This window comes from Clostridioides sp. ES-S-0010-02 (assembly GCA_020641055.1).
In the GTDB taxonomy this organism is placed as follows: domain Bacteria; phylum Bacillota; class Clostridia; order Peptostreptococcales; family Peptostreptococcaceae; genus Clostridioides.
Genome location: CP067345.1, coordinates 2901288 through 2925754 on the forward strand (window position 1 = coordinate 2901288; position 24467 = coordinate 2925754).

Annotated in this window: 22 protein-coding genes; 13 read left to right on the forward strand and 9 right to left on the reverse strand. The window is 26.2% G+C overall.

The window, feature by feature from the left end; all coding sequences use genetic code 11:
* The first annotated feature begins 5 nt into the window (after window positions 1–5).
* The 3 genes from JJC01_13555 (at window position 6) to JJC01_13565 (ending at window position 1899) form a co-directional block, all read left to right on the forward strand.
* Window positions 6–371 carry a helix-turn-helix transcriptional regulator gene (locus JJC01_13555; GenBank protein UDN60184.1) on the forward strand — a complete coding sequence of 122 codons (366 nt, stop codon included), beginning with the start codon at window positions 6–8 and terminating at the stop codon, window positions 369–371.
* A gap of 78 nt (window positions 372–449) precedes the next feature.
* On the forward strand, window positions 450–1004 hold the full coding sequence (locus tag JJC01_13560; GenBank protein ID UDN57191.1) for a cysteine hydrolase: 555 nt from the start codon (window positions 450–452) through the stop codon (window positions 1002–1004).
* Window positions 1005–1224: 220 nt separating this feature from the next.
* Window positions 1225–1899, forward strand: coding sequence for an MgtC/SapB family protein (locus JJC01_13565; GenBank protein UDN57192.1), 675 nt, complete (start codon window positions 1225–1227; stop codon window positions 1897–1899).
* Window positions 1900–1942: 43 nt separating this feature from the next.
* Here the strand turns inward: JJC01_13565 and JJC01_13570 are convergent, their stop codons facing one another.
* Window positions 1943–2611, reverse strand: a complete 669-nt coding sequence (locus JJC01_13570) for a hypothetical protein (protein UDN57193.1) — start codon at window positions 2609–2611, stop codon at window positions 1943–1945.
* Window positions 2612–3051: 440 nt separating this feature from the next.
* A complete protein-coding gene (locus JJC01_13575; GenBank protein ID UDN57194.1) occupies window positions 3052–3861 on the reverse strand; it encodes a MerR family transcriptional regulator in 810 nt (269 codons plus the stop codon).
* A gap of 410 nt (window positions 3862–4271) precedes the next feature.
* Here JJC01_13575 and JJC01_13580 point away from each other — a divergent pair, with 410 nt between their 5' ends.
* Window positions 4272–6506: an EAL domain-containing protein gene (locus tag JJC01_13580; protein UDN57195.1), complete on the forward strand. Its 2235-nt coding sequence runs from the start codon at window positions 4272–4274 to the stop codon at window positions 6504–6506.
* A gap of 413 nt (window positions 6507–6919) precedes the next feature.
* Window positions 6920–8653 (forward strand): diguanylate cyclase, encoded by a 1734-nt coding sequence (locus JJC01_13585; GenBank protein ID UDN57196.1) that lies wholly within the window; start codon window positions 6920–6922, stop codon window positions 8651–8653.
* A gap of 669 nt (window positions 8654–9322) precedes the next feature.
* Here the strand turns inward: JJC01_13585 and JJC01_13590 are convergent.
* Window positions 9323–9493: a hypothetical protein gene (locus tag JJC01_13590; GenBank protein ID UDN57197.1), complete on the reverse strand. Its 171-nt coding sequence runs from the start codon at window positions 9491–9493 to the stop codon at window positions 9323–9325.
* A 196-nt stretch (window positions 9494–9689) separates the two neighbouring features.
* Between JJC01_13590 and JJC01_13595 the strand changes: the two genes are divergently transcribed.
* Both JJC01_13595 and JJC01_13600 read left to right on the forward strand, forming a co-directional pair.
* On the forward strand, window positions 9690–10676 hold the full coding sequence (locus JJC01_13595; protein ID UDN57198.1) for a CPBP family intramembrane metalloprotease: 987 nt from the start codon (window positions 9690–9692) through the stop codon (window positions 10674–10676).
* Between the two features lie 28 nt (window positions 10677–10704).
* Window positions 10705–11022, forward strand: a complete 318-nt coding sequence (locus JJC01_13600) for a hypothetical protein (protein UDN57199.1) — start codon at window positions 10705–10707, stop codon at window positions 11020–11022.
* 701 nt (window positions 11023–11723) lie between these two features.
* Here JJC01_13600 and JJC01_13605 read toward each other — a convergent pair.
* The gene (locus JJC01_13605; protein ID UDN57200.1) at window positions 11724–12011 is read right to left on the reverse strand and encodes a hypothetical protein; all 288 of its coding nucleotides are present in this window, start codon (window positions 12009–12011) and stop codon (window positions 11724–11726) included.
* Window positions 12012–12959: 948 nt separating this feature from the next.
* Here JJC01_13605 and JJC01_13610 point away from each other — a divergent pair.
* Window positions 12960–14315, forward strand: a complete 1356-nt coding sequence (locus tag JJC01_13610; protein UDN57201.1) for an MATE family efflux transporter — start codon at window positions 12960–12962, stop codon at window positions 14313–14315.
* A gap of 111 nt (window positions 14316–14426) precedes the next feature.
* Here the strand turns inward: JJC01_13610 and JJC01_13615 are convergent, their stop codons facing one another.
* Together JJC01_13615 and JJC01_13620 are read right to left on the reverse strand one after the other, a co-directional pair.
* On the reverse strand, window positions 14427–15077 hold the full coding sequence (locus tag JJC01_13615) for a diphthine--ammonia ligase (protein UDN57202.1): 651 nt from the start codon (window positions 15075–15077) through the stop codon (window positions 14427–14429).
* Between the two features lie 90 nt (window positions 15078–15167).
* Window positions 15168–15596 carry a DMT family transporter gene (locus JJC01_13620; GenBank protein ID UDN57203.1) on the reverse strand — a complete coding sequence of 143 codons (429 nt, stop codon included), beginning with the start codon at window positions 15594–15596 and terminating at the stop codon, window positions 15168–15170.
* 152 nt (window positions 15597–15748) lie between these two features.
* On the opposite strand from JJC01_13620, the gene JJC01_13625 reads away from it, so the two are divergent.
* Complete coding sequence (locus tag JJC01_13625) at window positions 15749–16297, forward strand: DUF308 domain-containing protein (protein ID UDN57204.1); 549 nt, start codon at window positions 15749–15751, stop codon at window positions 16295–16297.
* A gap of 118 nt (window positions 16298–16415) precedes the next feature.
* Window positions 16416–17357 carry a TIGR01212 family radical SAM protein gene (locus JJC01_13630; protein UDN57205.1) on the forward strand — a complete coding sequence of 314 codons (942 nt, stop codon included), beginning with the start codon at window positions 16416–16418 and terminating at the stop codon, window positions 17355–17357.
* Between the two features lie 153 nt (window positions 17358–17510).
* On the opposite strand, the gene JJC01_13635 is transcribed toward JJC01_13630, so the two are convergent.
* Window positions 17511–18455 (reverse strand): EamA family transporter, encoded by a 945-nt coding sequence (locus JJC01_13635; protein UDN57206.1) that lies wholly within the window; start codon window positions 18453–18455, stop codon window positions 17511–17513.
* Window positions 18456–18780: 325 nt separating this feature from the next.
* Here JJC01_13635 and JJC01_13640 point away from each other — a divergent pair, with 325 nt between their 5' ends.
* Both JJC01_13640 and JJC01_13645 read left to right on the forward strand, forming a co-directional pair.
* On the forward strand, window positions 18781–20202 hold the full coding sequence (locus JJC01_13640; protein ID UDN57207.1) for a sigma 54-interacting transcriptional regulator: 1422 nt from the start codon (window positions 18781–18783) through the stop codon (window positions 20200–20202).
* A 199-nt stretch (window positions 20203–20401) separates the two neighbouring features.
* Complete coding sequence (locus JJC01_13645) at window positions 20402–20986, forward strand: zinc dependent phospholipase C family protein (GenBank protein ID UDN57208.1); 585 nt, start codon at window positions 20402–20404, stop codon at window positions 20984–20986.
* A gap of 193 nt (window positions 20987–21179) precedes the next feature.
* Here JJC01_13645 and JJC01_13650 read toward each other — a convergent pair whose 3' ends face one another.
* Together JJC01_13650 and JJC01_13655 are read right to left on the reverse strand one after the other, a co-directional pair.
* Window positions 21180–21959, reverse strand: a complete 780-nt coding sequence (locus JJC01_13650; GenBank protein ID UDN57209.1) for an HAD family phosphatase — start codon at window positions 21957–21959, stop codon at window positions 21180–21182.
* Window positions 21960–22028: 69 nt separating this feature from the next.
* The gene (locus JJC01_13655) at window positions 22029–23285 is read right to left on the reverse strand and encodes a competence/damage-inducible protein A (GenBank protein UDN57210.1); all 1257 of its coding nucleotides are present in this window, start codon (window positions 23283–23285) and stop codon (window positions 22029–22031) included.
* Window positions 23286–23544: 259 nt separating this feature from the next.
* Here JJC01_13655 and JJC01_13660 point away from each other — a divergent pair, with 259 nt between their 5' ends.
* Window positions 23545–24444 (forward strand): D-alanine--D-alanine ligase, encoded by a 900-nt coding sequence (locus JJC01_13660; protein ID UDN57211.1) that lies wholly within the window; start codon window positions 23545–23547, stop codon window positions 24442–24444.
* The last annotated feature ends 23 nt before the right edge of the window (window positions 24445–24467 follow it).

Sequence of the window (24467 nt, forward strand, 5' to 3'; positions counted from 1 at the left end):
ATATTATAAAAATAAGAGATGAATATACATGCCCTCTTGAAATTGTACATGATATCATTAAAGGGAAATGGAAGACTATAATTGTATTCAAGTTGAGACAATGTAATAAAACATTCTCTAACTTAGAGCATAGTATAGATGGAATAAGTCAAAAAATGTTAATCCAACAATTAAAAGAACTTAGAGAATTTGGTATTGTTGATAAAATCAGTTCAACTGGATATCCATTACATACTGAATATTTTCTTACCAATCGTGGCAAAAAAATGCTACAAGCTGTAGAGATAATGCAAGAAATAGGTATAGAATATATGCTTGAACATGGACAACAAGAATTTTTAGACAATAAAGGAATCTGTTATAATAAATAATTCTATACATACCAAAAAGTAAGTAATTTACATTTCATTTAGCAGTATTATAATTAAAATATATAAGGAGGTATAAATATGTCTATAGCTTTAATTTTAATTGATATTCAAAATGATTATTTTAAAAATGGGAAATGTGAATTATTTAATACAGAAAAAACTGCTGAAAATGCTAAAAAAATACTGACACTCTTTAGAAAAAATAACTTACCAATTATTCATATACAGCATATATCAATGAGTTCAACTTCATCATTCTTTCTCCCCGACACTTATGGTGCAAAAATAAATAAAAATGTTTTTCCACTTGAGAATGAAGAAATTATCATTAAAAATACACCAGATAGTTTTTTTAAAACACGTTTACAAAGTTGTCTTGAAGAAAAAAACATAGATAAATTAGTGATTTGTGGAATGATGAGTCATATGTGTATTGATACAAGTGTAAGAACAGCAAAGAAACTTGGATACGATATTACGCTTATAAGCGATGCTTGCACAACAAAAAATTTATTTTGGGATGACAAAGAGATTAATGCTGAAATTGTACATCAAGTATTTATGGCATCCTTACAATCTAGTTTTGCAGATATAAAAAATACAGACATTTTTTTGTCTAATTATTGTAAATAAAAATATTTACCATTATAAAGAGCAAACTTAATTAATTTAAGTTTGCTCTTTAATCATATAATCTTATATATCCCTTCTAGTATTTTTATATATATAAAATACTTTTTCTGATTTTAGATTTAGGTGCAACAATCATATAATTTTCAAATGTTACTATATCCACATAAAAAATGTAGTGTTATAGTATATATAATATTACATAAAAGGGGGTGCTAAATAGATGAATAATCATATACTTATTCAATTTGAATATATAGCAAGAATCATTATTGCTGGTTTATGTGGAGCTTTGATTGGATATGAAAGAAAGAATAGGCTAAAAGAAGCTGGAATCCGAACTCATTTTATAGTAGCACTAGGATCAGCACTTATAATCATTGTTTCTAAATATGGGTTTGATGATGTAGTAGGTACTCCAGGTATTGGTTTAGACCCTGCCCGTGTTGCAGCACAGGTTGTCAGTGGGATAGGTTTTTTAGGGGCTGGATTGATATTTATCAGAAATCAATCAGTGAGTGGACTTACTACAGCTGCTGGTATATGGGCGACAGCAGGTACAGGGCTTGCAATTGGTTGTGGATTATACTTACTTGGTATTGTTTCAAGCATTATTATCGTTATCACGCAAATACTACTTCATAGAGATAGGAAATGGATGAAACTCCCTACAGCAGAGCAGGTCTCTCTCAAAATTTCTAACAGCACTGATTCAATCTCATATATTGAAGAAAAATTTAAGCAGTCTAAAATTGAAATTATAAATATGAATATTAAACGCATTGATGGAGATTGGCTAGAAGTAATTATCTATACTAAATTACCCAAAGGATATAAAAAGACAAATCTGTTAAAGTTGTTTAGTGATAATCCTCTTATAGAATCTTTAGAGATATAATATAAAAAATAGACTAGCTAAACACTAGTCTATTTCTTTGTTACTAATAACATATTTTACAAGCTACATATCCATTTGCTTCTGCTTCTTCTCTACTCATTGAAATTGCACCTTCCATATTATGTGCAGTAGGAGAAGAATGATATTTATTTGATTTAGATTTTCCTCCATTTGCATATACAGTTTCAGATGTTTTTTGGTTGTTTGGATTTGATTCTTCAGTTTTAGGATTTTGAACTTGAACGTTTTCAGTTGACTTATCGACACTTTCTTTATCAAGTTTTTCTGCTTTTTCCTTCTGAGCTAACTCTAACTCCTCTTGTTTTTTCTTTTCTTCTAACTCTTTTTTCTTTTGTTTCTCTAAGTTATCTTTTTCTTCTTTTGCTTTTAATTCTTGTTTTTCTTTTACTTCCTTGTCTTTTGTATCCTGTTCTTCTTTTCTTTTTATTTCCTGTTGCTCATTTAAGTTAGGTTCCGTTGCTACTTTAAACGTTGCTCCCCACCATACCCAATTGAACATTAAGAGTATAAACACTACAAATAGGCTTATAACAACTTTTAATGTTTTTACTATTTTATTACTATTTTTATTTACACTTTTTACTAAAAATAGAATAGACAATAATAATAATGTTAATGGTAATAATAAAATTCCTATAATAACAATTAATATCTTTTGCCAACTTTTTAATACTTTAAACTTCTCAAACATAAATTCCCCTCCAAAACAATAAGTTAACTACTTTATCATCCATGACTATCAATCTAATAAGATTTAAGTCTGATAAATATTGATGTTAATTTTTAATAATCCCTTAATTTTCATCCTATATCCCCCTGTTTATACATTATTAATTAAATTATATAATAAACAAATAATAAATGTTGTCGAAAATCAAAATTATATATTGTTAATTGGGTATAAAGATAATTATTACTAATTTTCAATCTAAACACTATCTACTTATACTTTAACCAATATAAAACATAATTAAGACTTATTCTTATGTCACACATAGAATGGAAATGAAACAGTAAATATTTTAGAAGTTCTTAAAATACAATTTGCCACCGATTTTATAATAAAGTGGCAAATTGGTGGCAAATTTACATTTTTTTACGTTATTTATTGTCTAGTTTATTAAAATTTAGCTATTTATTTACAGGAACTTGAATTTCAGTTACAAATTCATCTACAATTCCAGTTTCATGTATATCTATTTTATATATCTCTATTGGCGCAGCATTTATTTTATAATTATTTTCTTCTATAAATCTAAATACTTTTTCCATATATATTTTATTATTAGAGTTACTTCCAGTATAATTTAATGTTACATAGTACCCCTCATCAAAAACTATATTATATATCTCCTCATTATCTTCCAAAAAACAAAATACAGACTTAAACTCATTAAAGATACCATTATTGATTGCTTCAATAGAAAAAGCAGAACCAATATTATTATTTCCAAGTATATTAAATCTGTCTTCATATTCTTTTTGAAGCTTTTGAATTAAGAAATCAAAATCCTCATCTCTTTCTATATCAGCATTTAATTCTAAGGCTTTTCTTTTTTCTATATATACAACTTCTATCTCATCTATTTTAGTATTTTGAATCACACTTTCAATTGAACTTAATCTTGTTATGATATTTTCCTTGTGACTTACAAGTTCAAGCATCTTTTTGTCAATTAAATCAAGTTCTTCATTTAATATAGTTTTTGTAGATTCTATACTTCTATCGTCTAAATATTCTTTTATCTTTTTCATTGGAAAATTCAAACTTCTAAATTCTTTTATCAAATTCAATTTCCATATATCAGATATATTATACATTCTATATCCATTGGTATCTCTAAATGGTTTTAGAATTCCTATTTCTTCATAGTACATTAAAGAATCTCTTCCTATACCATATATTTTAGATATTTCTCCTATTTTATAATAATCTTTCATTTATATATAAAGACCTCCATAATTATATTTTTTCTTAAAAATAAATAACTCGTCTATTTCCCTAATTCTATTTTAGAATATACTAAAAAATCGTCTAAAACAAGTTTTCAAAAATAAATTGTATTTTGTTAACTATCTAAATATATCTATATTTTGTTCATTATTCTATTATAATATTGATTATGATGTTTCTGACTCTACGCTTTTCAAAAGATATATTTGACTTTGTATTTACATCTATGCCATTATGTTTTTATATGATATTTTTTATTTCCAAAATATACCTTTATAAATTTAATAATATTGATATATTATTTCAGTATATTGTTCAAATATTAATTAACATTTAAATATTTTTAATATAAACACAGTTGGTATCAAAAAATCAAAGTATCTTATGGAGGAATGCTATGCCAAATTATGATTATATAAAAATGTTAAATAAAAAAGTAGAACTATTGTCTAAAGATTTAGAGAAAAGAAATTGTAAATTAAAAGTCTCAAACGAAATAGATTTTTTTACTAAAATGCCAAATAGAAAATGTATATATCAATATATTGATAATTGTATTTCAAAAAATACTTCTATTGGAATTATGTTATTAAATATTGATAATTTTAAATTATTCAATGATATATACGGATACCTAGTTGGAGAAAATTTATTAATTAATCTCATTCAAAAACTATTGTATTATGTTCCAGAATCTAAAGGAATAGTTGGCCATTTAAAAGGAGAAGGATTTTTGATTGCTATCCCAAATATATCAAAGGAAAAATTAGATGATATGGGAACATCTATTATAAAATCTGCTAGGGAATTAAAAATACAACTTCCTAATGAAAAAGAAGTCTATTCTAATGTTACATTTAGTATTGGTAGTACAGTTTGGAATGGTAAATCAGATGTAACTACTTTAATACTTTTAAATCAAGTATATAGTGCTTTAAAAAAAGCTAAAAGTGAAGGTAAAAATAGATACATTTCATTTGATTTTAATGATAATAATTTTTATAATAAATTAGAAAGTGATAAAGAATTTTTATCAGAAATATCATATGCTTTATTGGATAAACAAATTGAGGTATTTTACCAACCACTTTATAACATAAAAAGTAATACTATAGTTGGATGTGAAGCACTTGCACGCTGGAGACATCCTCTTAAAGGGCTTCTCACTCCAGATAAATTTATATCTTTATTTGAACACTCTGGACTTATAATAGAATTAGATTTATATTTATTTGAAGAAAACTGTAGAAATATAAGAAGATGGATTGATAACAATGATGTGTTTGTATCAATTTGTTGTAATTTTTCTCGTCTTCACTTTTTTAACCCTAATTTTCCAAGTACTTTAAAAAATATTACTGAGAAATACAGTATATCTACATCAAATTTTAGCATTGAAATTACAGAAAATATATTAATAGAAGATACAAATACAATTATTCAACAACTAAACGAATTACGTTCTTTTGGTTTTTCTGTATCAATAGATGATTTTGGCTCTGGATATTCATCCTTTGGTATGTTGCAAAATCTCCCTTTGGATATAATAAAAATTGATAAAATATTTTTATCCCATGACTTAAATGATTTTAAAAATACAACAATTTTGTATTCTATAATAAATATTGCAAGAGCTCTTGGTATGCTTACAGTATGTGAAGGTGTTGAAACAAAACAACAAGTAGAGTTTATCAAAAGCATAAACTGTGACATTGCTCAAGGTTTTTATTATGCAAAACCTATGGAATGTAAGCAATTTGAAAAGTTACTATCTAAAAAAAATACTTCAGATAAAATGTTTATCAAATATTCTGATATAGGAAAATCTTTAATAGAAAAAATCTTTGATGCATTTTTTATTATGCAAGATATGCAAAAACTAAGAGCAAATGTTATTGAAAATATTAAATGGTTTGATTTTTATAACAAAAAAGAACTTATATCTTTTTCTGAGGTGATAGAACACTTTGAAAAACATATCAAAGGTAAAAAATTTTCTATTCTTTATAAAAGTATAACTCCACATGATGTTGGTTCAGATTCATTACTAATTAGTGGAGAAGCTGTTTTATCTGATGAAACTACTGATTATCAAAAATATAGTAATTTCTATTTTAGTGCAAATTGTATTATTTCAGAAAATAAATTAATCTTAACAAAAATACATTTAGATTTAATTAAAACTGCTGGTTATATAAATGAATTTGAATCATATTCAATACCTAAAATGACAAACACTCATCTCGATGAAAGTAGTACTTTATCACAATTTTATTCAATGCTACCTGTAGGTATCATTCGCTATGATTTACTTGGTGATATGATTATTACATATATGAATGAGGAAATGTTTGATATTATAGGTTATACAAAAGAACAATTTTTTGGTGAAATGAGTGGCAACTTAAGAGCAATTGTTCATCCAGATGATTTAGATTTTGTTTATAAAAAAAGTTTAGAAATGATTGACACAAATAATATTAATCCTTTTTTATACAGATTTATAAAACGTAATGGTCAGATTGTTACAGTTATGTATAAACAATGTAATCTTTCTGCAATTGATGGAAGATCTATTGCACAAGGTATGTATATCGATGTTGATAAAATAAAAAATTTAATAGATATTTAATTTTAACTGTCTCAACTATAAATAAATTACAAATACTGTTATAGATTTATTAAATTAAAATTCCAATTTATGTATAATTAATAACAATCGTTCGACAAATTGATGATAAAATTCCCACTATGTGCTATAAGTTAATATATAATGCAATAAAATTAATTTAAATTTAAGTCACTAGGCTATTTAGAGTAACTATTTTTGATTTATTTGTGTTTTTATAATAAAATCATTTGATGCTATAAATCAGAGTTAACATAGATAAAATAAGTTTTTATATAAAAAACCTACTTTTACTTAAAATATTGCATAAATTTTTCTTATTTCATAGAAATGTCATAGTTCAACAAAGTTTTCTAATTTAAAAGCATTAATGTATAATATAATTAATTTATATAATATTAAGAAAGGGGAATATCATGAGCACACTCTCAAAAAAAGCACCTGAATTGGTAAGACATATTTTAATGAGTTTTTATGTAAATCGAGATATTAATGAGGTATTAAGATATCTGTCAAAAGATATTACTTGGATTGGTCCAGGAGAACAAGAGTTTCTCACTTCTTTTAATGAAATAAAAGACTATTTTTATGCTGGTCAAAATGAAGTCCCTTCTTGTGATATGAATAATGAAACATTTGAAGTTGTAAGTGAAGATAAATATAGATGTATTGTAGTAGGAAAATATACTATTCGTACTAAAGAAAATGACCAAATGATTTTAGAGGTGTGTCAGCGTTGTACATTTGAAATAATTGAAAATAATGGACAGTTATTGGTGAGACATATGCACATATCAAATCCATATAGTGAAATGCAAGTTGATGAATTCTTCCCTAATAAAATAGGAACACAAAGTTATGATTATTTGCAAAGATTACTAAAGGAAAAAACAGAAGTAATTGAAATGATTACCAATAATATCAATGGTGGATTAAAAGGAAGTAATGATGATGATACATATTCATTCTTCTATGTCAATGAAGGATTACCCAAAATATTAGGATATACATACGATGAGTTTATTGAAATGAGTGGTGGCTCTGCAGTAGGTGCTGTATACCCACCAGATTTACCTAAAGCACTAGAAGATTGCCAACGTTGTTTTGCAAAAGGCACTACCTATTCATCTGAATATAGAATACGTAAAAAAGATGGAACATTAATGTGGGTATTAGACTCTGGAATGAAATCCTTAAATAGTGATGGTATCGTAAAAATTAATAGCATTATTACAGATATCACTCAACTAAAAAATATAGAGTCTGAATTAAAGTTAGAGAGAGAACGCTATCGCATTGCTTTACAAAACATTACAGATATTATGTTTGAATATGACATTGAAAACGATAACTTTATGATATATCAACGAGTTGAAATAGACCGAAAAATTGAACTAGAAAATTTTGAAACGAAAAATTATTCTAACATATTGAAAGATGGAAAAAGTATTCATCTTGATGATATTGGTAAATTATTAGAAGTACTTCGCGGAAATCTTCGTGAAACAATTGAAATACGACAGTTAGAATCATTAACTAAAGATGAATGGAGATGGATTCGTGTTCAATGTTCAGTTATTTATGATGGTGATCATAATCCAATCAAAACAATTGGCGTTTTGAAAGATATAACTGAAGACAAATCTAAATTAGAAAAATTAATTGCTCAAACTCAACGAGATCCATTAACACAGCTTTATAATCAAAAAGCATCAGAAAATTTTATAGATGAGTATCTTAACAGTACTAAACAAAAAAATAATGAAGCTTTAATGGTCATTGACATTGATGACTTTAAAACTGTAAATGATTCTTTTGGACATTTAGAAGGAAATGAAGTTTTAGTTGCTGTTTCAAAAATATTAATGCAAAATGCAGATGATAAGGATATAGTTGCTCGTATTGGCGGAGATGAGTTTATGATATTTATGAAATCGTTGACAAAGGATTTTGTAATAAAAAGTATTAATGATATTTTAACTGATGTAAGCAAAATAAAAGTAAAAAACAATCATCAAATAACATTAAGTATTGGTATCGCTTTTGCTACAGATTCAAGTAAATCATATAAAAACTTATTTTCTAAAGCAGATGAAGCTTTGTATTTAGCAAAAGCAAGTGGTAAAAATTGTTACAGAATATGTGAATAATATATTTATTTAACATATTCCATATTAATATAAATTTAATTTATAAGATATATACTTTTATAAATGCTATAATGAAGCACTGTAAACAGTAAATTCTTCCCAAGTTAAGTTATTACAATCAATATAATTTTTAATAATTCAACTTCTTTACTATATGCTCCAATCCTCTAACTACTACTTATATATTAAACTTTCTGAGGTTAACATATAGACCTCTTTACTGGTTTTTATACTATCTTTTAATCTTATACATATTTTATATATAACGAAATATTTTTGTATAAAAACATTTCGTTATATATAAGTTTCTAATTTTATAATCAATAATATAAGTTAAAATATTTGTCAATTTAATAAGATGTATTTTTAATTTGTGTTATTGTTTATAAGTCATCTCGATGATATACTGAAATTATTTAAAACATCTTTCATATGCTTAAAGAATAAAAGTACTATGAAAACAAAAAATTTAAAGAATATCCCCCTTTTACTGACAGTTTTTTCTTGGCATCAAAAGATGGAAATGCGATTTTTCCAAATGTCAAAAACTTGATATTTCAGGAAGTCGCTACTTTAAATCAATTAATAAACTTAAAATACCTCTAAATCTAGAATCTTAATCAACATTTATAGTATATTCAAGTTGTAGTGCTAAGTTTACCCATTTACTCAAGTATCTAAATCTATTGTTAACTCTTTTTCATACTTTTTATAATTTTTTAATTTTTCTACTTCCACTTCAAGTAAATTGGATAAAATATTTTCATTTATGCTATCTTCATTGATTAATTTATTAAGTAAATGTTCTATATAATTACTATCTATCTTTTTTATTTCCATAAAAATTAGCCCTTCTAAATAAAATTTTATTAATTTATTTTTATTATATTATATTTGAAATTAAATCAATTTGTATTTGTAATTTTTTAGACACTCTTTATACTTATACTACTGCTATACTTTGATTAGGAAAATTAAATCTAATATAATTTTGTGATTATTTAAAAAAAGTCATATCTTAAAGGAGGTTTTTCTATTGAAGTTAAAAGAAAAATGGATTGATTTATTAAACCCAAAATATATTGAAAACGAGGAAAAAAGAAATAAAATACAGATTATAATATTTTTTTCTATAACTTTTGGTTTAACTTATTTATTAGGTTTTCTATTATATTTCAATAAGTTTATTGACCCAGAAAATTTTGGATTATTTATGATGATATTGCCCTTATCCTCAGTTGCAATCGCAAAATTTTATACAGAAGGAATGACTAATGATAAATATAAATTTTATTCATTAATAATATTATTTTTTCTAATTTACTTATTTTTACTTATTATTGAATTATTAAACTTAATAAATAATCAGCAATTTCAATCATTAAATACTATATTGGTTATTATAAGTAGTTTATCTATTATTCTTTATTCTGACAGTATAAAAGATTTGTCTCCTATAAAAAATATTAAAGTAGGTTGTTTATTAATTTTTTATTTCATGTTTTCCAAAATTATTCCAGAATCACTTAGCCTAATAATACAAGGAAATCAACCTAACTATGAAGGTATTTTTAATTATATATTCTCTTCTATGATGTTATTCTTATATATATACCCTTTTTTTGGTGAAGAATATGGTTGGAGAGGATTTTTGCAAGATATATTTTTTGATAGATTTGGTAAAAAAATTGGTATTCTAGCACTAAGTATGTGTTGGAGTTTGTGGCATTTACCTCTAATATTTACATTATATACACCCGAAACACCAGTATTAGGCTTAATAACTCGCTCAATATATATATTTGGAATTTCAATATTTTTAGGATATGTATACATGAAGACTAAAAATGTATGGTTTTGTGCTATAATCCACGCTTTAAATAATACATCTTTTCTTATATCAGGTTCTAGTATTACCTATTGTTCAACTATTACTTATTCTGATATATTAGAAATATCCATACTTATTTTAATTTTTTATGTTCCATTTCTATTTACAAAAGAATATAAGCAAAACATATAAAAATTATTATGTAAAGGAGATATACTATATGAACTTTTGGAATACCTATCTTATATTTATTGGAATAGGAATTATAATATTAACTACAATAATATACTTAATTAAATATAAAATTATTTTTTGTAGTGAAAAATATTTTAATAAATTAGAATCAATGTATGGAAATATAGATAAAAAAAGAATTGTTAAGTTGGAAGTACTTTATCGTTATGTAATAGGACTTGAGTACATAGTTATAGGTTTATTCATAAGAAAATTAGATGTTGCAATAATAGCATTAATATTAGTATCTATTATAACAATAGTATCCTATTATCTAGTCAGAAAGAAATATATAACTGTATAAATTATTTATAATAAAATGCTAATATAAGTGATAATCAAAAGAAGGTGATATGATTACTCTATCACCTTTTGCTTAGTCTAATATTGTATGATTTCATCCTGTTTTTGTTAACTAACTCTATTTTTATATAAAATCGTTCAACAAATTGCTGATATAAACTCTTAAATATGCTATAAATTAAAGTATATTATTTACAGAATGTAGATGGACTAAGGAAGGATTTTTAATACGCCTAAATCTAATAATGAGATATATAATATGGATGAATTGAAAAAATTCATAAAGAGGAAATAATTGATATAGAAAATATTATGATTATAGTTTTAAATTTTATAATAATATGAAAGAAATGAACTCTATTGAAAATATAAGAAAAGGCTAGAATTAAGTCATCCTTGAAATCTAAAAATAACCCTGTAACCTCATTTTATATTACTTTGTATGTAGCATTTTTAACAACCTTCTTTGTAATTATAATTAGTAAATTAAAAATATACTTTATTATCATTGAAAGTTTTATCTTGATTTTCTTTATTCTTATTCTAGGTAAAGCAAATAAAAAATCAATAGAGTTTAAAGAATACCAGATATATTGCATGACTTCATTACAAATGTTGGATGACATGGAAAATAAAAAATTTATAGAAAGAAAATATATAAAAAGAAGGTAACAAATAACTCTAGTTGCTACCTTCTAACCATCAATTCTTAAGTTTTGATATACTAAAATTTTCAACTTGAGACTTAAATAAATGCTCAATCTCGTCAATTATACTTTGTATCTTATTTTCATGTTCTAAATCATAATATATATTTATCTCACCGATGCTATTTATACTTATAGAATATTCTTTTCTTTCTATTATACATATGCTTCCACAATCTGATAAATCATTCTTGTATATTGATTTTAATTGTCTTTTTATCTTGAGAAAGTCTATCGCTGGATAAATATTATTTGGATAAAAACTCTTATCATTTATTAACATCTTATCCACCCCTTATCATTCTATTTATTAAATTTATACCTTAATCAAAATCATATTAAACATATTTTCCATATTTTTCATAATTATTTATAATAAAATATTAAATCTATATTTTGGCTTTTACAAACTCTCTAGCCTTATCCATTGTAGACCACACATCATTGTCATATATCTGAGTGAATTTTTTTCCTATAATCTTACTCATTTCTTTTATTTTATTGCAAGTTACTCCACCAATTACATACAGATTTTGTGTTTAATGTGGCTTATAGGCTTCTATATCTGTAACTAGATAACTTTCTTTTACTCTCTTGTAATATAGTCCTAAAATGTCTGCTGATACTTTATCATCACCACTATAAACAATTGTTTATACATTTGCTTCACATCATTATTTACAATACTCTTATTTAATATACCTTCTACAATTAACTTGGCCATACTTTCATATACAAGTTTTTTAGTTCTCTAATAATCTTCTTTATTGTCACAGAAAAAACTTTCAATTAACATTGCTGTAGGCTTTGAATCATTTAAAATATATCCACTAATATTGGTGCAACTCCAAGCAAAATAAATAATTCAAATTCTAAGTTTTATACAAAGCAAGAAGCACAATTGTTATTAGAAAAATAGAAAAATATCCTTATAGGTATACCAATTTTTCTGATGCTAACTCTTGGATTGCATTTTGGTAAAGCTGTATCACTTAGATGGTCAGTTAAAATACTTTTTTTCTATTTGTCAGTTAAATGTCAGTAATATAGATAATACAATTTACTTATAAAACATTTAAAATCACTATTGTTTAATAAAATTTATAATTATTTGCTATTTGCTGTTGACATTGGTACTATACTATAGTTTATCATCTATATTAGTAATAAATAAAATTATTAATTAATAGTTTCATAATTTTTATAATAGCTTTACAAGGAGTGATAATAAATGGATACAAAAATATCTATAGACGAAAACATAAGTTTGGGCAAAAGGTTTTTTAAATACTTAGCTCCATCTGTAGTTGCAATGTGGGTTTTCTCATTATATACAATGGTTGATGGAATATTTGTAAGTAAAGGAGTTGGAGAATTAGCCTTAGCTGCTGTTAATATATCTATGCCTTTTATTAATTTTATATTTGCGGTTTCTTTGTTATTTTCAACTGGTGCATCTACTATAATCGCAATTTATCTAGGAAAAAAAGATATCAAATCTGCAAATGAAGTTTTTTCATTTAATTTAGTATCAATAATTATACTATCATTAATTATATTGGCAGTAACCTTTTTTAACTTAGATAGATTGGCACTATTTTTAGGTGCCACAGAATCTACAATTGGTATGGTTAAGGACTACCTAGGAATAATAATATTTTTTAATGGTTTCTTTATAGTCTCCTATTCTTTAGAAGTTATAATAAAAACTGATGGATTCCCAATATTGGCTACTGTTGGTGTTATAATATCAGCCCTTACAAACATCATACTAGATTATTTATTTGTAATAGAGTTTGGATGGGGTGTAAAGGGTGCTGGTATTGCGACTGGTTTGTCTCAAGTTTTTTCTACTGTTTTTTTCTTAATACACTTTTTTAGAAAAAACTCAACTTTGAATTTTTCTAAATTTAAGGTTAATTTTAAGACACTTAGAAAAATTCTCTTTATAGGTTTCCCTGATTCAACTACTGAATTAAGCTGCGGTATAGTTGTTTTACTTTTTAACTTGAGTCTTACTAAATATATAGGAGAAAATGCGCTTATTTATTATAGTGTTATAAACTATATAAACACATTGGTTCTTATGACTATGATGGGTATCACTCAGGGTATGCAACCACTTACTAGTTTTTATTATGGTGCAGGAAACATAGATAATGTAAAGAAATTATTGAAGATGGGTGTAAAAGCTACAATAATAGCTTCAATAGCTGTATTTGCAATCTGTATGACTTTTTCAGAACCAATAGTTTCTCTGTTTATTCACCCAGAAGAAACTATATTATTCAATGAAGGGGTTCGTGTATTTAAAATATTCTCTATATCATTCTTGTTAGTTGGATTTAATGTAATAATTTCAGGATTCTTTGTTTCAGTAGAAAAACCATCAATTTCTACAGTTATATCTCTTGGTAGAGGTCTTATAATCGTCTCTCTAAGTTTAATTGTAATGATACTAATGTTTGGTGGTCAAGGAATATGGATGACTACTATTGTTTCTGAATTTATATGCCTTATTGCATCAATAATTTTCTTAAAGAAGAATTTTTCTACATTAGATTCTAGTCTAAAAAAAATAGCTTAAACAAAAGTAGCAATAATAATATATAAAATACAGAATACCTATTATACAATCTTGCAAACATCAATACTTTGCATACATTAAGATTGTATAATAGGTATTTTATTTATGTACTTATTTTATTTCTAAATAACCATAACCATCTTTTATTACATTTCCTTTTACTTCATATTCTACAGGAGTTCTAAATACTGGCCCATCTACTACAAATGTATGATATTCTCCATGCTCTCCACATGGGTCTGAGCCTGTTTCTTTTATCTTTTTCACAAGTTCTCTGGTTAATTTTTTTCCTAGAAATTCCTCTCCTAAATGCTTTAAGTTTACTTTTGTTATGACACTACAAAATCCACTATCTATAAATTCATATACCAATTCCTCTCTACTTTCTTGCCACAATGGTAGTTCTACCTTCATACCAACTGCATCACATCTGTCAGAGTCCCACTTTTTGTGACTTTCTATATCTATATCTCCATATGCACATATTGTTGCTCCCATGTTTTTAGCTTTTATTAAAGCTCTCTCAAAACTCTCTTCATATCCTTCTACTCCACATTCAGCAACTAACAGAGGTAGCCCAATACTATCACTTACTTGTTTAAGCATCTTATGCTCTAAGTTATGAGTCCATGATTTTCCATGTTCTTCACTTATAGTTGTCAAGAGTGCCACAGGCTTATATCCTTTTTCCAACATTCTATTTAATGCTAATATACTATCTTTACCACCACTAAATGACATTACAAATTTTTCATCAGCCATTCCTAACACCTCTTTCTTTTAACTTTACTTACTATCCTAATTATACCAAATTTTTAAGTTATATAGCAAATTATATAGTATTTTAAATCATTAGTTTACTATAAAGAATGTACCTAAAATTAAAAGTATAACCCCTATGTATTTGTATAAATGCATTGTTTCTTGTCCCAAAATCACACTATCAATAAAAAAACCGATTAGAACTTGAGATACAAGTGTTAATATAAGTGTATTTGATACCCCTAAGTTTGGAATTGCTTTTACTGTAAAATATATTATTAGCCCTCCAAATACTCCTCCTAGCAATAACTTATAATTAAAACCATTTAAAGATACTAAACATTTTAAATCTCCAGCAACTATTATACTTGCAAGAAAAAATATTGCTCCTACAGTCAAACTTATAAAGGTGGCAACCAATGCTGTTGTACTCTTACCTAATTCTCCATTTATAAAAGCTTCAAGAGCAGTAGACCCACCCGCCAATAATGCAAATATTATTGCCCATAATTTTGTCATGGACAAACCTCCTCCTATATAATTCTATTAATAAGAGTTTATGATACAACCTATTAATTAATTACTAACTAGAGTTTTATTTTTATACTATGTGGCTTTATTTGAGTATAAATTTCTGTTATAATTGTTCTATTGATTTTGGAGGTGATTTTATGTATACAAATTTTAATATCAATTTTGATAACTTTAATAAAAAGGAAAATGCTACTAAATTTATGATAATGGGAGTGTTACTTGTTATATTGGGATTCTTGTGCCTTACGTTTAAGACTCTAGGTATAAAATTAATTTCTTGGACTTTTGGAGTTGCACTTTTATTCTTTGCATATTTAAATCTTAAAAACATTAATGAGTTAAAAAGATATGCTACTAAAGAAGAAATTAAACCATCTACCAATGTTCAATGGATTCTAATAATTACATGTATACTACTTTTTATATTTCCTCAAAAAATACAGAGTATTTTCTCATTACTTTTGGGCTTTTATTTAATTTTTAATCAACTCGTAGTGTTTGTAAATAGTAAAAATAATCCATATTCTAAGTTTACAACTTGGAATATAGTTAAAACTTTATTTGGTATATGCCTTATATTGTCACCACTATTTTTATCTAGATTTATAGTCTCAATAATGTCATTTTTTATAATATTATTTGGACTTGCTCTATTTTTTTCTGGAAACAAATCTAGAAAGTATTAATTATTTTGTTGCTTTATTCTTCATTACTTAAAATAGAATTTGTTTAAGTCACCTATTTGTGGTAATATGTTTTTTGTACAAATTTAATGTACAATTTTATTAGAAATAGGTGATTACTTTGGATAAATTTAAATATGCTTTTGATAATAAAAGATATCATACTTGGAATTACTACCTTAGAAATACATTTGGAGAAAAAGTCTTTAAAGTATCAATAAATGCAGGATTTACTTGCCCAAATATTGACGGAAGTATTGGCTATGGTGGTTGTACTTATTGCAGTAAAGAAGGTTCAGGCGACTTTGCTGGAAATCCTAAGGATAATCTTATTAATCAATTTTATAATATAAGAGAAATGATGTTAAAAAAATGGCCTCATGCTAAATATATTGGCTACTTTCAAGCTTATACAAATACTTATGCACCTCTTGAGGTTTTAAAAGATAAATATGAAACTATACTATCTCTTGATGATGTTATAGGCCTTTCAATCTCAACAAGACCTGACTGTTTACCAGATGATGTAGTTGATTATCTATCTGAACTTAATAAAAGAACTAATCTATGGGTTGAACTTGGACTTCAGACAATTCATGATTCTACATCTAAAATTATAAATAGAGGACATGATTATAAAGCATTTGTTGAAGGTGTTGAAAAATTAAAGGCTAAAAATATAAAAGTAGTTGTACACATTATAAATGGTCTACCTGGTGAAGATTATAATATGATGATGGAAACTGCTAAGGCAGTCGGCAAAATGAATGTGGATGGTATAAAAATACATCTATTACATGTTATAAAAGATACTCCTATGGAGAAAATGCTTCAAAATGGGATGTTAACTCTTATGAACCAAGATGAATACATTAATCTTGTTTGTGACCAACTAGAAATATTACCTGAAACTATGATAATTCATAGACTTACTGGCGATGGTAAAAGAGATGAACTGGTTGGACCTTTATGGAGTTTAAAAAAATGGGAGATTTTAAATCAAATTGATGATACATTAAAATCTCGCAACTCCTATCAAGGTTGTAAATTTATTCAAGATTAAATAAATGATTAAAGATAACATAATAGCTATAGATAGCTTTATATAAACATAAATCTATCTATAGTTATTTTATTGTTTCCAAAGCAAATTTCATATTAAAAATTACAATGAAAAATACCCCTATATAAATATATAAGGACAAAATACATATTCTTAAATACTTTCTGTTTTCTCAGTTTGTTTTAATTTATTAGACTTATAGAACATTTTTATTCCATCATAAGAAAGATTAAGTGCTATTACAGCTGATATCAACATTAACATCACTCCAAACAGCTTTCCTATAGAAAAACTTTCTCCTAGCATAGTGCATCCAATTATAACAGAGCCAACTAATTCTACTGATGCTACAACACCTGCAACAGATAACTCTACACCTTTAGATATACCTGCTGCATAAAAAATATATGCAAGTGCCGCTGGAACAACCCCCAACATCAACATACAAGATAAAATATTTAAATCTTTAGCATAGGTTAATATTTCCCATGGTCTAGCAGAAGGAATCATAAATATCGCTCCAAATAAAAAGCTGTAAACTAATATTGTTGAACTTGAAAATTCTTTTAAGGCATTCTTACTAATAGTTGGCATAAGTGCATACGCTATTGCAGATAATATTCCAAGCAATAATCCCATAGTACTTAAGTTTTGAAAATTTAAACTTCCACCAGTTACTGCCATAATAGCTCCAATAAAGCAAAAAATCAGCGAAAATATTTTACTTCTAGTAATACTCTCTTTATAAAAAAATTTTGAAAATACAGCTAAAAACAATGGCGATGTATACAATAAAACTGCTGCTACAGATACACCTACAGTATCAATAGCTTTAAAGTAACATAAATTAAACATAGCTTGACATATAATTCCTATTATTACTGAATAAATAATTCCTCTTTTGTTTATTTTCAAAATATGTGGTGTTCTTATAGCTGAATAAACACCTAAAACTATAAATCCAAAAAATAATCTTGTAAATGCTACTTGTTCTGATGTCAATCCACTTCCCATCAGAAACTTTCCAAACAACCCAAGTGTAGCCCATAAGATTCCTGCTGTTGCTATAAATACATACCCTTTACTTTTTTCTCCCATCTTAAATACCCCTCTACTATTATTTAGTCAATACACATCATTTTTATCAAGCAAAAACCATGCCACTTTTATTTTATTTATATCGACACTAAAAACTTAGAATTTGCAACAATATTACTAGTTTTTCAACTTTTCTATAGTTATTTCAAGTATATTTTAAGTTGATTTAGACTCGCTTTAATTGTAAAATAAGTTATATATAACTTATTCAAAGTTAAAATAGACTGAAGTTTATGTATTATATAAAGATTATACTTTTAATTATATTTAATAAATTAAATATATTTTAATATATCATTAAAAATTTAGGGGGACAATAGGGAAAATGGATTTAGATTTAGAGTTTTATAAAAAAATATTAGAGGCTTCTCATGACGAAATATGTGCATCTGATGATAAAGGTATAATAATATATTGTAATAAGGCATTTGAAGAAAATTATGGTCTAAAAAAAGAAGATATTTTAGGAAAAAATGTTTCTTTCTTAGAAGAATCTGGATATTCAACAAAAAGCCCCATACCAGTAGTATTGAGAACAAAGTCTAAATTTTCACTTGAACAAGATACTCAAACAGGAAAAAAACTTATTATAACTGCAAGTCCTGTATTTGATGAAAATGGTGAGCTAGAATTCACTGTTGAAAATTGTAGAGATATAACCGAACTTAATAATATAAAAAATAAACTTGAAGATACAAAAAAACAAGTAAAAAAATACAAATCTGAAGTGGAAACACTATATAGAACCGCTCTTAGGATTGAAGATACAGTAATTATGGATGGCATAGTTATGAGACCTATTATGAATACAGTCAACCATGTTTCTAAAACTGATGTAAGTGTACTATTATTAGGAGAATCTGGAACAGGAAAGAGTTCACTTGCTAGATATATACATCACAATAGCAACAGGTCAAGTGGTCCATTTATAACTATAAACTGTGCAACCATATCTCCACAACTACTTGAATCTGAACTTTTTGGATATACTTCAGGTGCTTTTACAGGTGCAAGTACCAAAGGTAAAGTTGGTCTTGTAGAATTGGCTAACGGAGGAACTCTTTTTTTAGATGAAATAGGTGATATACCACAAAATCTACAAGCAAAATTTTTACAATTGATACAAGATAGGACTTTTACTCCAGTCGGAAGTTTAAAAAATAAAAAAGTTGACATAAGAATTATATCCGCTACAAATGCTGACTTAATTTCTAAAGTAAAAGAAAAAAAATTTAGAGAAGATTTATATTATAGATTAAATGTTATAGAAATAAAACTCCCTCCACTTAGAGAAAGAAAGGATAATTTAGTAGAGATTATAAAATATTATTTTAATAGATATTCAAGTGACTTTAATCTAAACAAGACAATTTCAAAAGAAGCTATAAGTATTATTGCAAACTACAGATTTCCAGGTAATATAAGAGAGTTACAGAATATAATTCAAAAAATCTTACTTACTTGTAGAGATAATCATATAACAACAGACGATTTACCAAGTATACTCACTAAAAATGTAAATATTGTAAATTATGGAAATAACCCTCCAACATACACAACCAATGTAGATAATTCTCTACATATTGATTATAAGAACAAAAACTTTGACACCTTGATTATGGAGTATGAAAAAAATGTAATTTTGGATGCTTATGAGAAATTTGGTAGTTCTTATAAAGTAGCTAGACAACTTGAAATTTCTCAATCCAAGGCTAATAGGCTAATTAGAAAGTATACTAATACTTAATTTTAAATTTGATAAATAAAAACTTAACATTATTTACATATTGTAAATTTCGCCAATTACTGGTATTATGAATATGGTTGAAATTATTTAAATAAATGTGATTGACTTAATTTCATATATTTACCATTAAACTTTTATCATAAATATCATATCATAATAATATATTTAATAAGTCTAATAAACTATACGAGGTGTAAATATGTTAATGAATACCCATTTTATTATGGCAAAATCGATACTTAATAATATAGATGAAAATAAAACATTCTTTATAAGCGAAAAAAATTTTATATATGGTAATATAAAGCCAGATGCTTTTTCTAAATATAAATTAAAAAAACATTATATGGATGAATCATTTAATATGATTGCTTCTAAAATAAAATATCTGTGCAGTCTTACTATAGACAGTGTTTCTAAATATTTTTCAGTAAGTAGACTTAGTCAAGAGCTTGGTGTTATCTGCCACTTTTTATGCGATTTTTTCTGCTTAGCTCATAGTGAACGCTGGGAATTTAAGCATAGTTTGAATAAACATGTTACTTATGAAAGAGAACTTGGAGCATTTGCAAAGGATGTTGATTTATCTAAAATTAAAGGTAATACTATAAATAGTGGATTTGAAAAATTTTTTGTTAAACTTTACAATGAATACAAAAAGAAAAGCGACTATATGAATGATTTAAAATTTTCAGCGTATACTTGCAATAGTGTTATAAATTATATATTAGATTCTATTTTATCTAATACAATAAAATCATACCATATAGCAAATTGTGGTTAACTTAAGAATTTTAAACTGACAATTAATATAATCAAAATGACTGCTCTACAGAATATAAAATCTAGTTTTATAATTCTACTGAACAGTCATTTTTTTATACTGAATAGGTAATACCTTATAAAATTGATTAATTAGTAAATCAACAAACAAAAATAATTTACTAATTTTTTATTACTTCTCATCAATCTTATATCTAACTGTTTATTTTTATGATAGCATCTATAGCACTTTTTACACTATCTACTACATAATTTGCACTTTGTTTTACTTCTTCTCTTGCCTTTGACATTACAAAACTATATTTAAATCCCTCTAACATACAAATATCATTTGGAGAATCTCCAATAGTAGCAACTTCATCTGGACTTACATTTAGAGTTTTTATTACATGTTCTATGCTACCTCTTTTCGATACACTTTTAGGAACTATGTTTAAAGTATAAGTACTAGAAAAATATATTTCCAACACTTCACTAAACTCACTTTTTAAATATAATTCTATTCTAGACAACTCTTCTAAATTTTCAGAGCATATACCAATATTGCCTATAAGATTATCAAAACTATCTCTTTTCTCAAAATCGGGGTCCACTATAAAATCGCTAGAATAATGTCTAAAAGCTGTTGTGTCACTATCTACAATTACATCTCCTTTATATTTAAAATACAATTGTGCATCAGTTGATTCAAATCTATCAATAACTTTTTTTACTAATTTATCATCTATAGTTTGCTTAAAAATCACATTATAATCTTTATCATGTATAAATGCACCATTTTCACATATATAATAGCCATTCATATCTAAGCTCCCTTCGATAATATCACGAGCCTGTTTGAAAACTCTACCTGTAGCAACATTAAACTGTACTCCTCTTTTTTCTATTTCCTCAATTGCTACTATATCTTCTTTTGTTATAGCTCCATTTTCATATAAAGTTCCATCTAAATCACAAAATATATGTTTTATCATAAATTAAAAGCCTCCAAAAATGATTTTATATTATACCAATACTTTAAATATAATCAATATCACAATAGTTTAAAGTTTTTCTAATTGTATTCTCAACTCATTAAGTAAATCTCTAGTAGCTCTCAATCTTATTTTTCTTCTATCTCCATTAAATATATTTTTTTTCACTATTATTTTTCCATTTATATATATTGCAGTATAAACCAACCCTACAGGCTTTTCCTCAGTTCCTCCACCAGGTCCAGCTACTCCAGTTGTAGATATACCTATATTAGCTCCAAGCCCTTTAGCAACGCCCTCAGCCATTTCTATTGCTGTTTGTTCACTTACTGCTCCAAAGTCTTCTAAAGTTTCTTTTTTTACTCCCAATCTTTTCATTTTGGCTTCATTAGAATATGTTACACATCCTTCAAGAAATACAGAAGATATTCCTGGGTAGTTTATAAGAGATGAAGATACCAAACCTCCAGTACAAGATTCAGCCACTGCTATTGTTAAGTTTTTTTCTACAAGAAGCTTAGAAACAGCATCTTCTAATGCAGACTCTCCTTCAGATACTGAAATATCTCCTTCAGTATATACATATTTACCTACTCTGTCCTTTATCTTTTCTTCTACTGGTCTTATAAATTCAAAAGCTTGTTCTTCATTTTCAGCTTTTGCAGTTATTCTTATTGTAACTTCTAATTCCTTTGCATACAAAGCAACTGTTGGATTAGTTTGTTCATCAATTATATCTAAAATTTCCAATTCTAGGTTTGACTCCCCTATTCCATACAATCTTAAAGTTTTTGATACTAGCATTTCCTTTGTAAATTGTTGTAGGTAAGGTTTGACACTTTCATTAAACATTGCCTTCATTTCTCTTGGAGGTCCAGGTAGTACTATTATACTTTTATCATCTTTCTTTAAAATAGCTCCTGGTGCTGTTCCATTATTATTTTTTAATACTATAGCATCCTTTGGAAAATATACTTGTTTCATATTATTTTCGGCCATTTTTTTTCCTGTTTTAACAAAGAATGATTCTAAGACTTCTAATGATGGTTTATGTAATTCTAATTCCTGTCCAAAATACTCTGCTGCAGTTTCTTTTGTCATATCATCACCAGTTGGTCCAAGACCTCCTGTAGTAATTACTAAATCACTTCTTTTTAAGCTTTCATCAAAACATTCTAAGAGTCTTTGCTTATTATCTCCAACTGTACTTTGATGGTATACTTCTATTCCCAATGCTGCAAGTTCTTTAGCTAAAAATTGAGAGTTTGTATTTACTATATCTCCCAACAGTATCTCTGTTCCTACACTTATTATTTCTGCTTTCAAATTTTATCACTCCTTGATTTATAGCCACTAAGACTAGTCTTAAGTTCATACCACTAATTTTAGCAAAAATAATGATATAAATAAAGTTAAAAAATCATTCAAATCTATCTGTAAGTTAGATTATCACTCTAAAACCACACATAATATAAACTTCACATGTAGTGGTACTTTCATCATCAACCATTAATTCATATAATTAAGTAAGTAAATTAAAAAATTTAATTTAAAAATAATAAAATTTAAAATAGGAGTGTATAATATGAAAATAGCAGTTATAATGGGTGGAATATCATCAGAGAGAGAAGTTTCTTTAAATTCAGGAAAAGAAATATATAATAATCTTGATAAAAGTAAATACGATGTTGTAAAGGTGATAATAGATGATAAAAAAGATATATTTACAAAAATACCAGAAGATACAGATTTTGCAGTACTAGCACTACATGGGAAATTTGGTGAAGATGGATGCATTCAGTCAGTACTTGAGACTATGGATATACCATATTCTGGATGTGGACCTCTTTGTAGTGGAATGTGTATGGACAAAAACATCACTAAAAAAATGCTTAGAGATTCAGACCTTCCTACTGCTCCATGGGCTTTAGTAAAATCAATTGATGAAATAAATTATGATGAGATAGACAAAATAGGCTATCCAGTATTTATAAAACCAAATTCAGGAGGTTCAAGTGTTGCTACATTCTTCATCCATTCCAAAGATGAAGTTGAAGAAGCAGTTCGTAAAGGTTTAGAAGTTGATGAGTTTGTAATGATTGAAAAATATATACCAGGTGGAGAATATACTTCATTCATATTAAATGGCGAAGTATTTCCTACTATATCTATAAAATCAGACTCAGGATTCTTTGATTATGAAGCTAAATACTCACTTGAAAAAGGAGCAAAAGAAGAAGTTATTTATTTAGATGATGAACTTCAAAAAAGAGTAAATGAGATTTCTGAGACTTGTTGGAAAATTTTTAATTGCAAAGCATATGTAAGAGTTGATATGATTATAAGTGAAGGTATTCCTTATGTTCTTGAGCTAAATACTCTTCCTGGCATGACTAAAACTAGTTTAATACCTAGAAGTGCCGCTGCTAAAGGTCTTGAGTATAGCCAATTATTAGATAAACTTATAGAATACTCTTTAAATTAGATAATACAATTTGAGGTGGTAAT

Bases quoted from the DNA above. Each gene is read 5' to 3' on its own strand.
- JJC01_13560 (UDN57191.1), top strand. From the start codon at position 450: ATGTCTATAGCTTTAATTTTAATTGATATTCAAAATGATTATTTTAAA.
- JJC01_13565 (UDN57192.1), top strand. From the start codon at position 1,225: ATGAATAATCATATACTTATTCAATTTGAATATATAGCAAGAATCATT.
- JJC01_13570 (UDN57193.1), bottom strand. From the start codon at position 2,611: ATGTTTGAGAAGTTTAAAGTATTAAAAAGTTGGCAAAAGATATTAATT.
- JJC01_13575 (UDN57194.1), bottom strand. From the start codon at position 3,861: ATGAAAGATTATTATAAAATAGGAGAAATATCTAAAATATATGGTATA.
- JJC01_13580 (UDN57195.1), top strand. From the start codon at position 4,272: ATGCCAAATTATGATTATATAAAAATGTTAAATAAAAAAGTAGAACTA.
- JJC01_13585 (UDN57196.1), top strand. From the start codon at position 6,920: ATGAGCACACTCTCAAAAAAAGCACCTGAATTGGTAAGACATATTTTA.
- JJC01_13590 (UDN57197.1), bottom strand. From the start codon at position 9,493: ATGGAAATAAAAAAGATAGATAGTAATTATATAGAACATTTACTTAAT.
- JJC01_13600 (UDN57199.1), top strand. From the start codon at position 10,705: ATGAACTTTTGGAATACCTATCTTATATTTATTGGAATAGGAATTATA.
- JJC01_13605 (UDN57200.1), bottom strand. From the start codon at position 12,011: ATGTTAATAAATGATAAGAGTTTTTATCCAAATAATATTTATCCAGCG.
- JJC01_13610 (UDN57201.1), top strand. From the start codon at position 12,960: ATGGATACAAAAATATCTATAGACGAAAACATAAGTTTGGGCAAAAGG.
- JJC01_13615 (UDN57202.1), bottom strand. From the start codon at position 15,077: ATGGCTGATGAAAAATTTGTAATGTCATTTAGTGGTGGTAAAGATAGT.
- JJC01_13620 (UDN57203.1), bottom strand. From the start codon at position 15,596: ATGACAAAATTATGGGCAATAATATTTGCATTATTGGCGGGTGGGTCT.
- JJC01_13625 (UDN57204.1), top strand. From the start codon at position 15,749: ATGTATACAAATTTTAATATCAATTTTGATAACTTTAATAAAAAGGAA.
- JJC01_13635 (UDN57206.1), bottom strand. From the start codon at position 18,455: ATGGGAGAAAAAAGTAAAGGGTATGTATTTATAGCAACAGCAGGAATC.
- JJC01_13640 (UDN57207.1), top strand. From the start codon at position 18,781: ATGGATTTAGATTTAGAGTTTTATAAAAAAATATTAGAGGCTTCTCAT.
- JJC01_13645 (UDN57208.1), top strand. From the start codon at position 20,402: ATGTTAATGAATACCCATTTTATTATGGCAAAATCGATACTTAATAAT.
- JJC01_13650 (UDN57209.1), bottom strand. From the start codon at position 21,959: ATGATAAAACATATATTTTGTGATTTAGATGGAACTTTATATGAAAAT.
- JJC01_13660 (UDN57211.1), top strand. From the start codon at position 23,545: ATGAAAATAGCAGTTATAATGGGTGGAATATCATCAGAGAGAGAAGTT.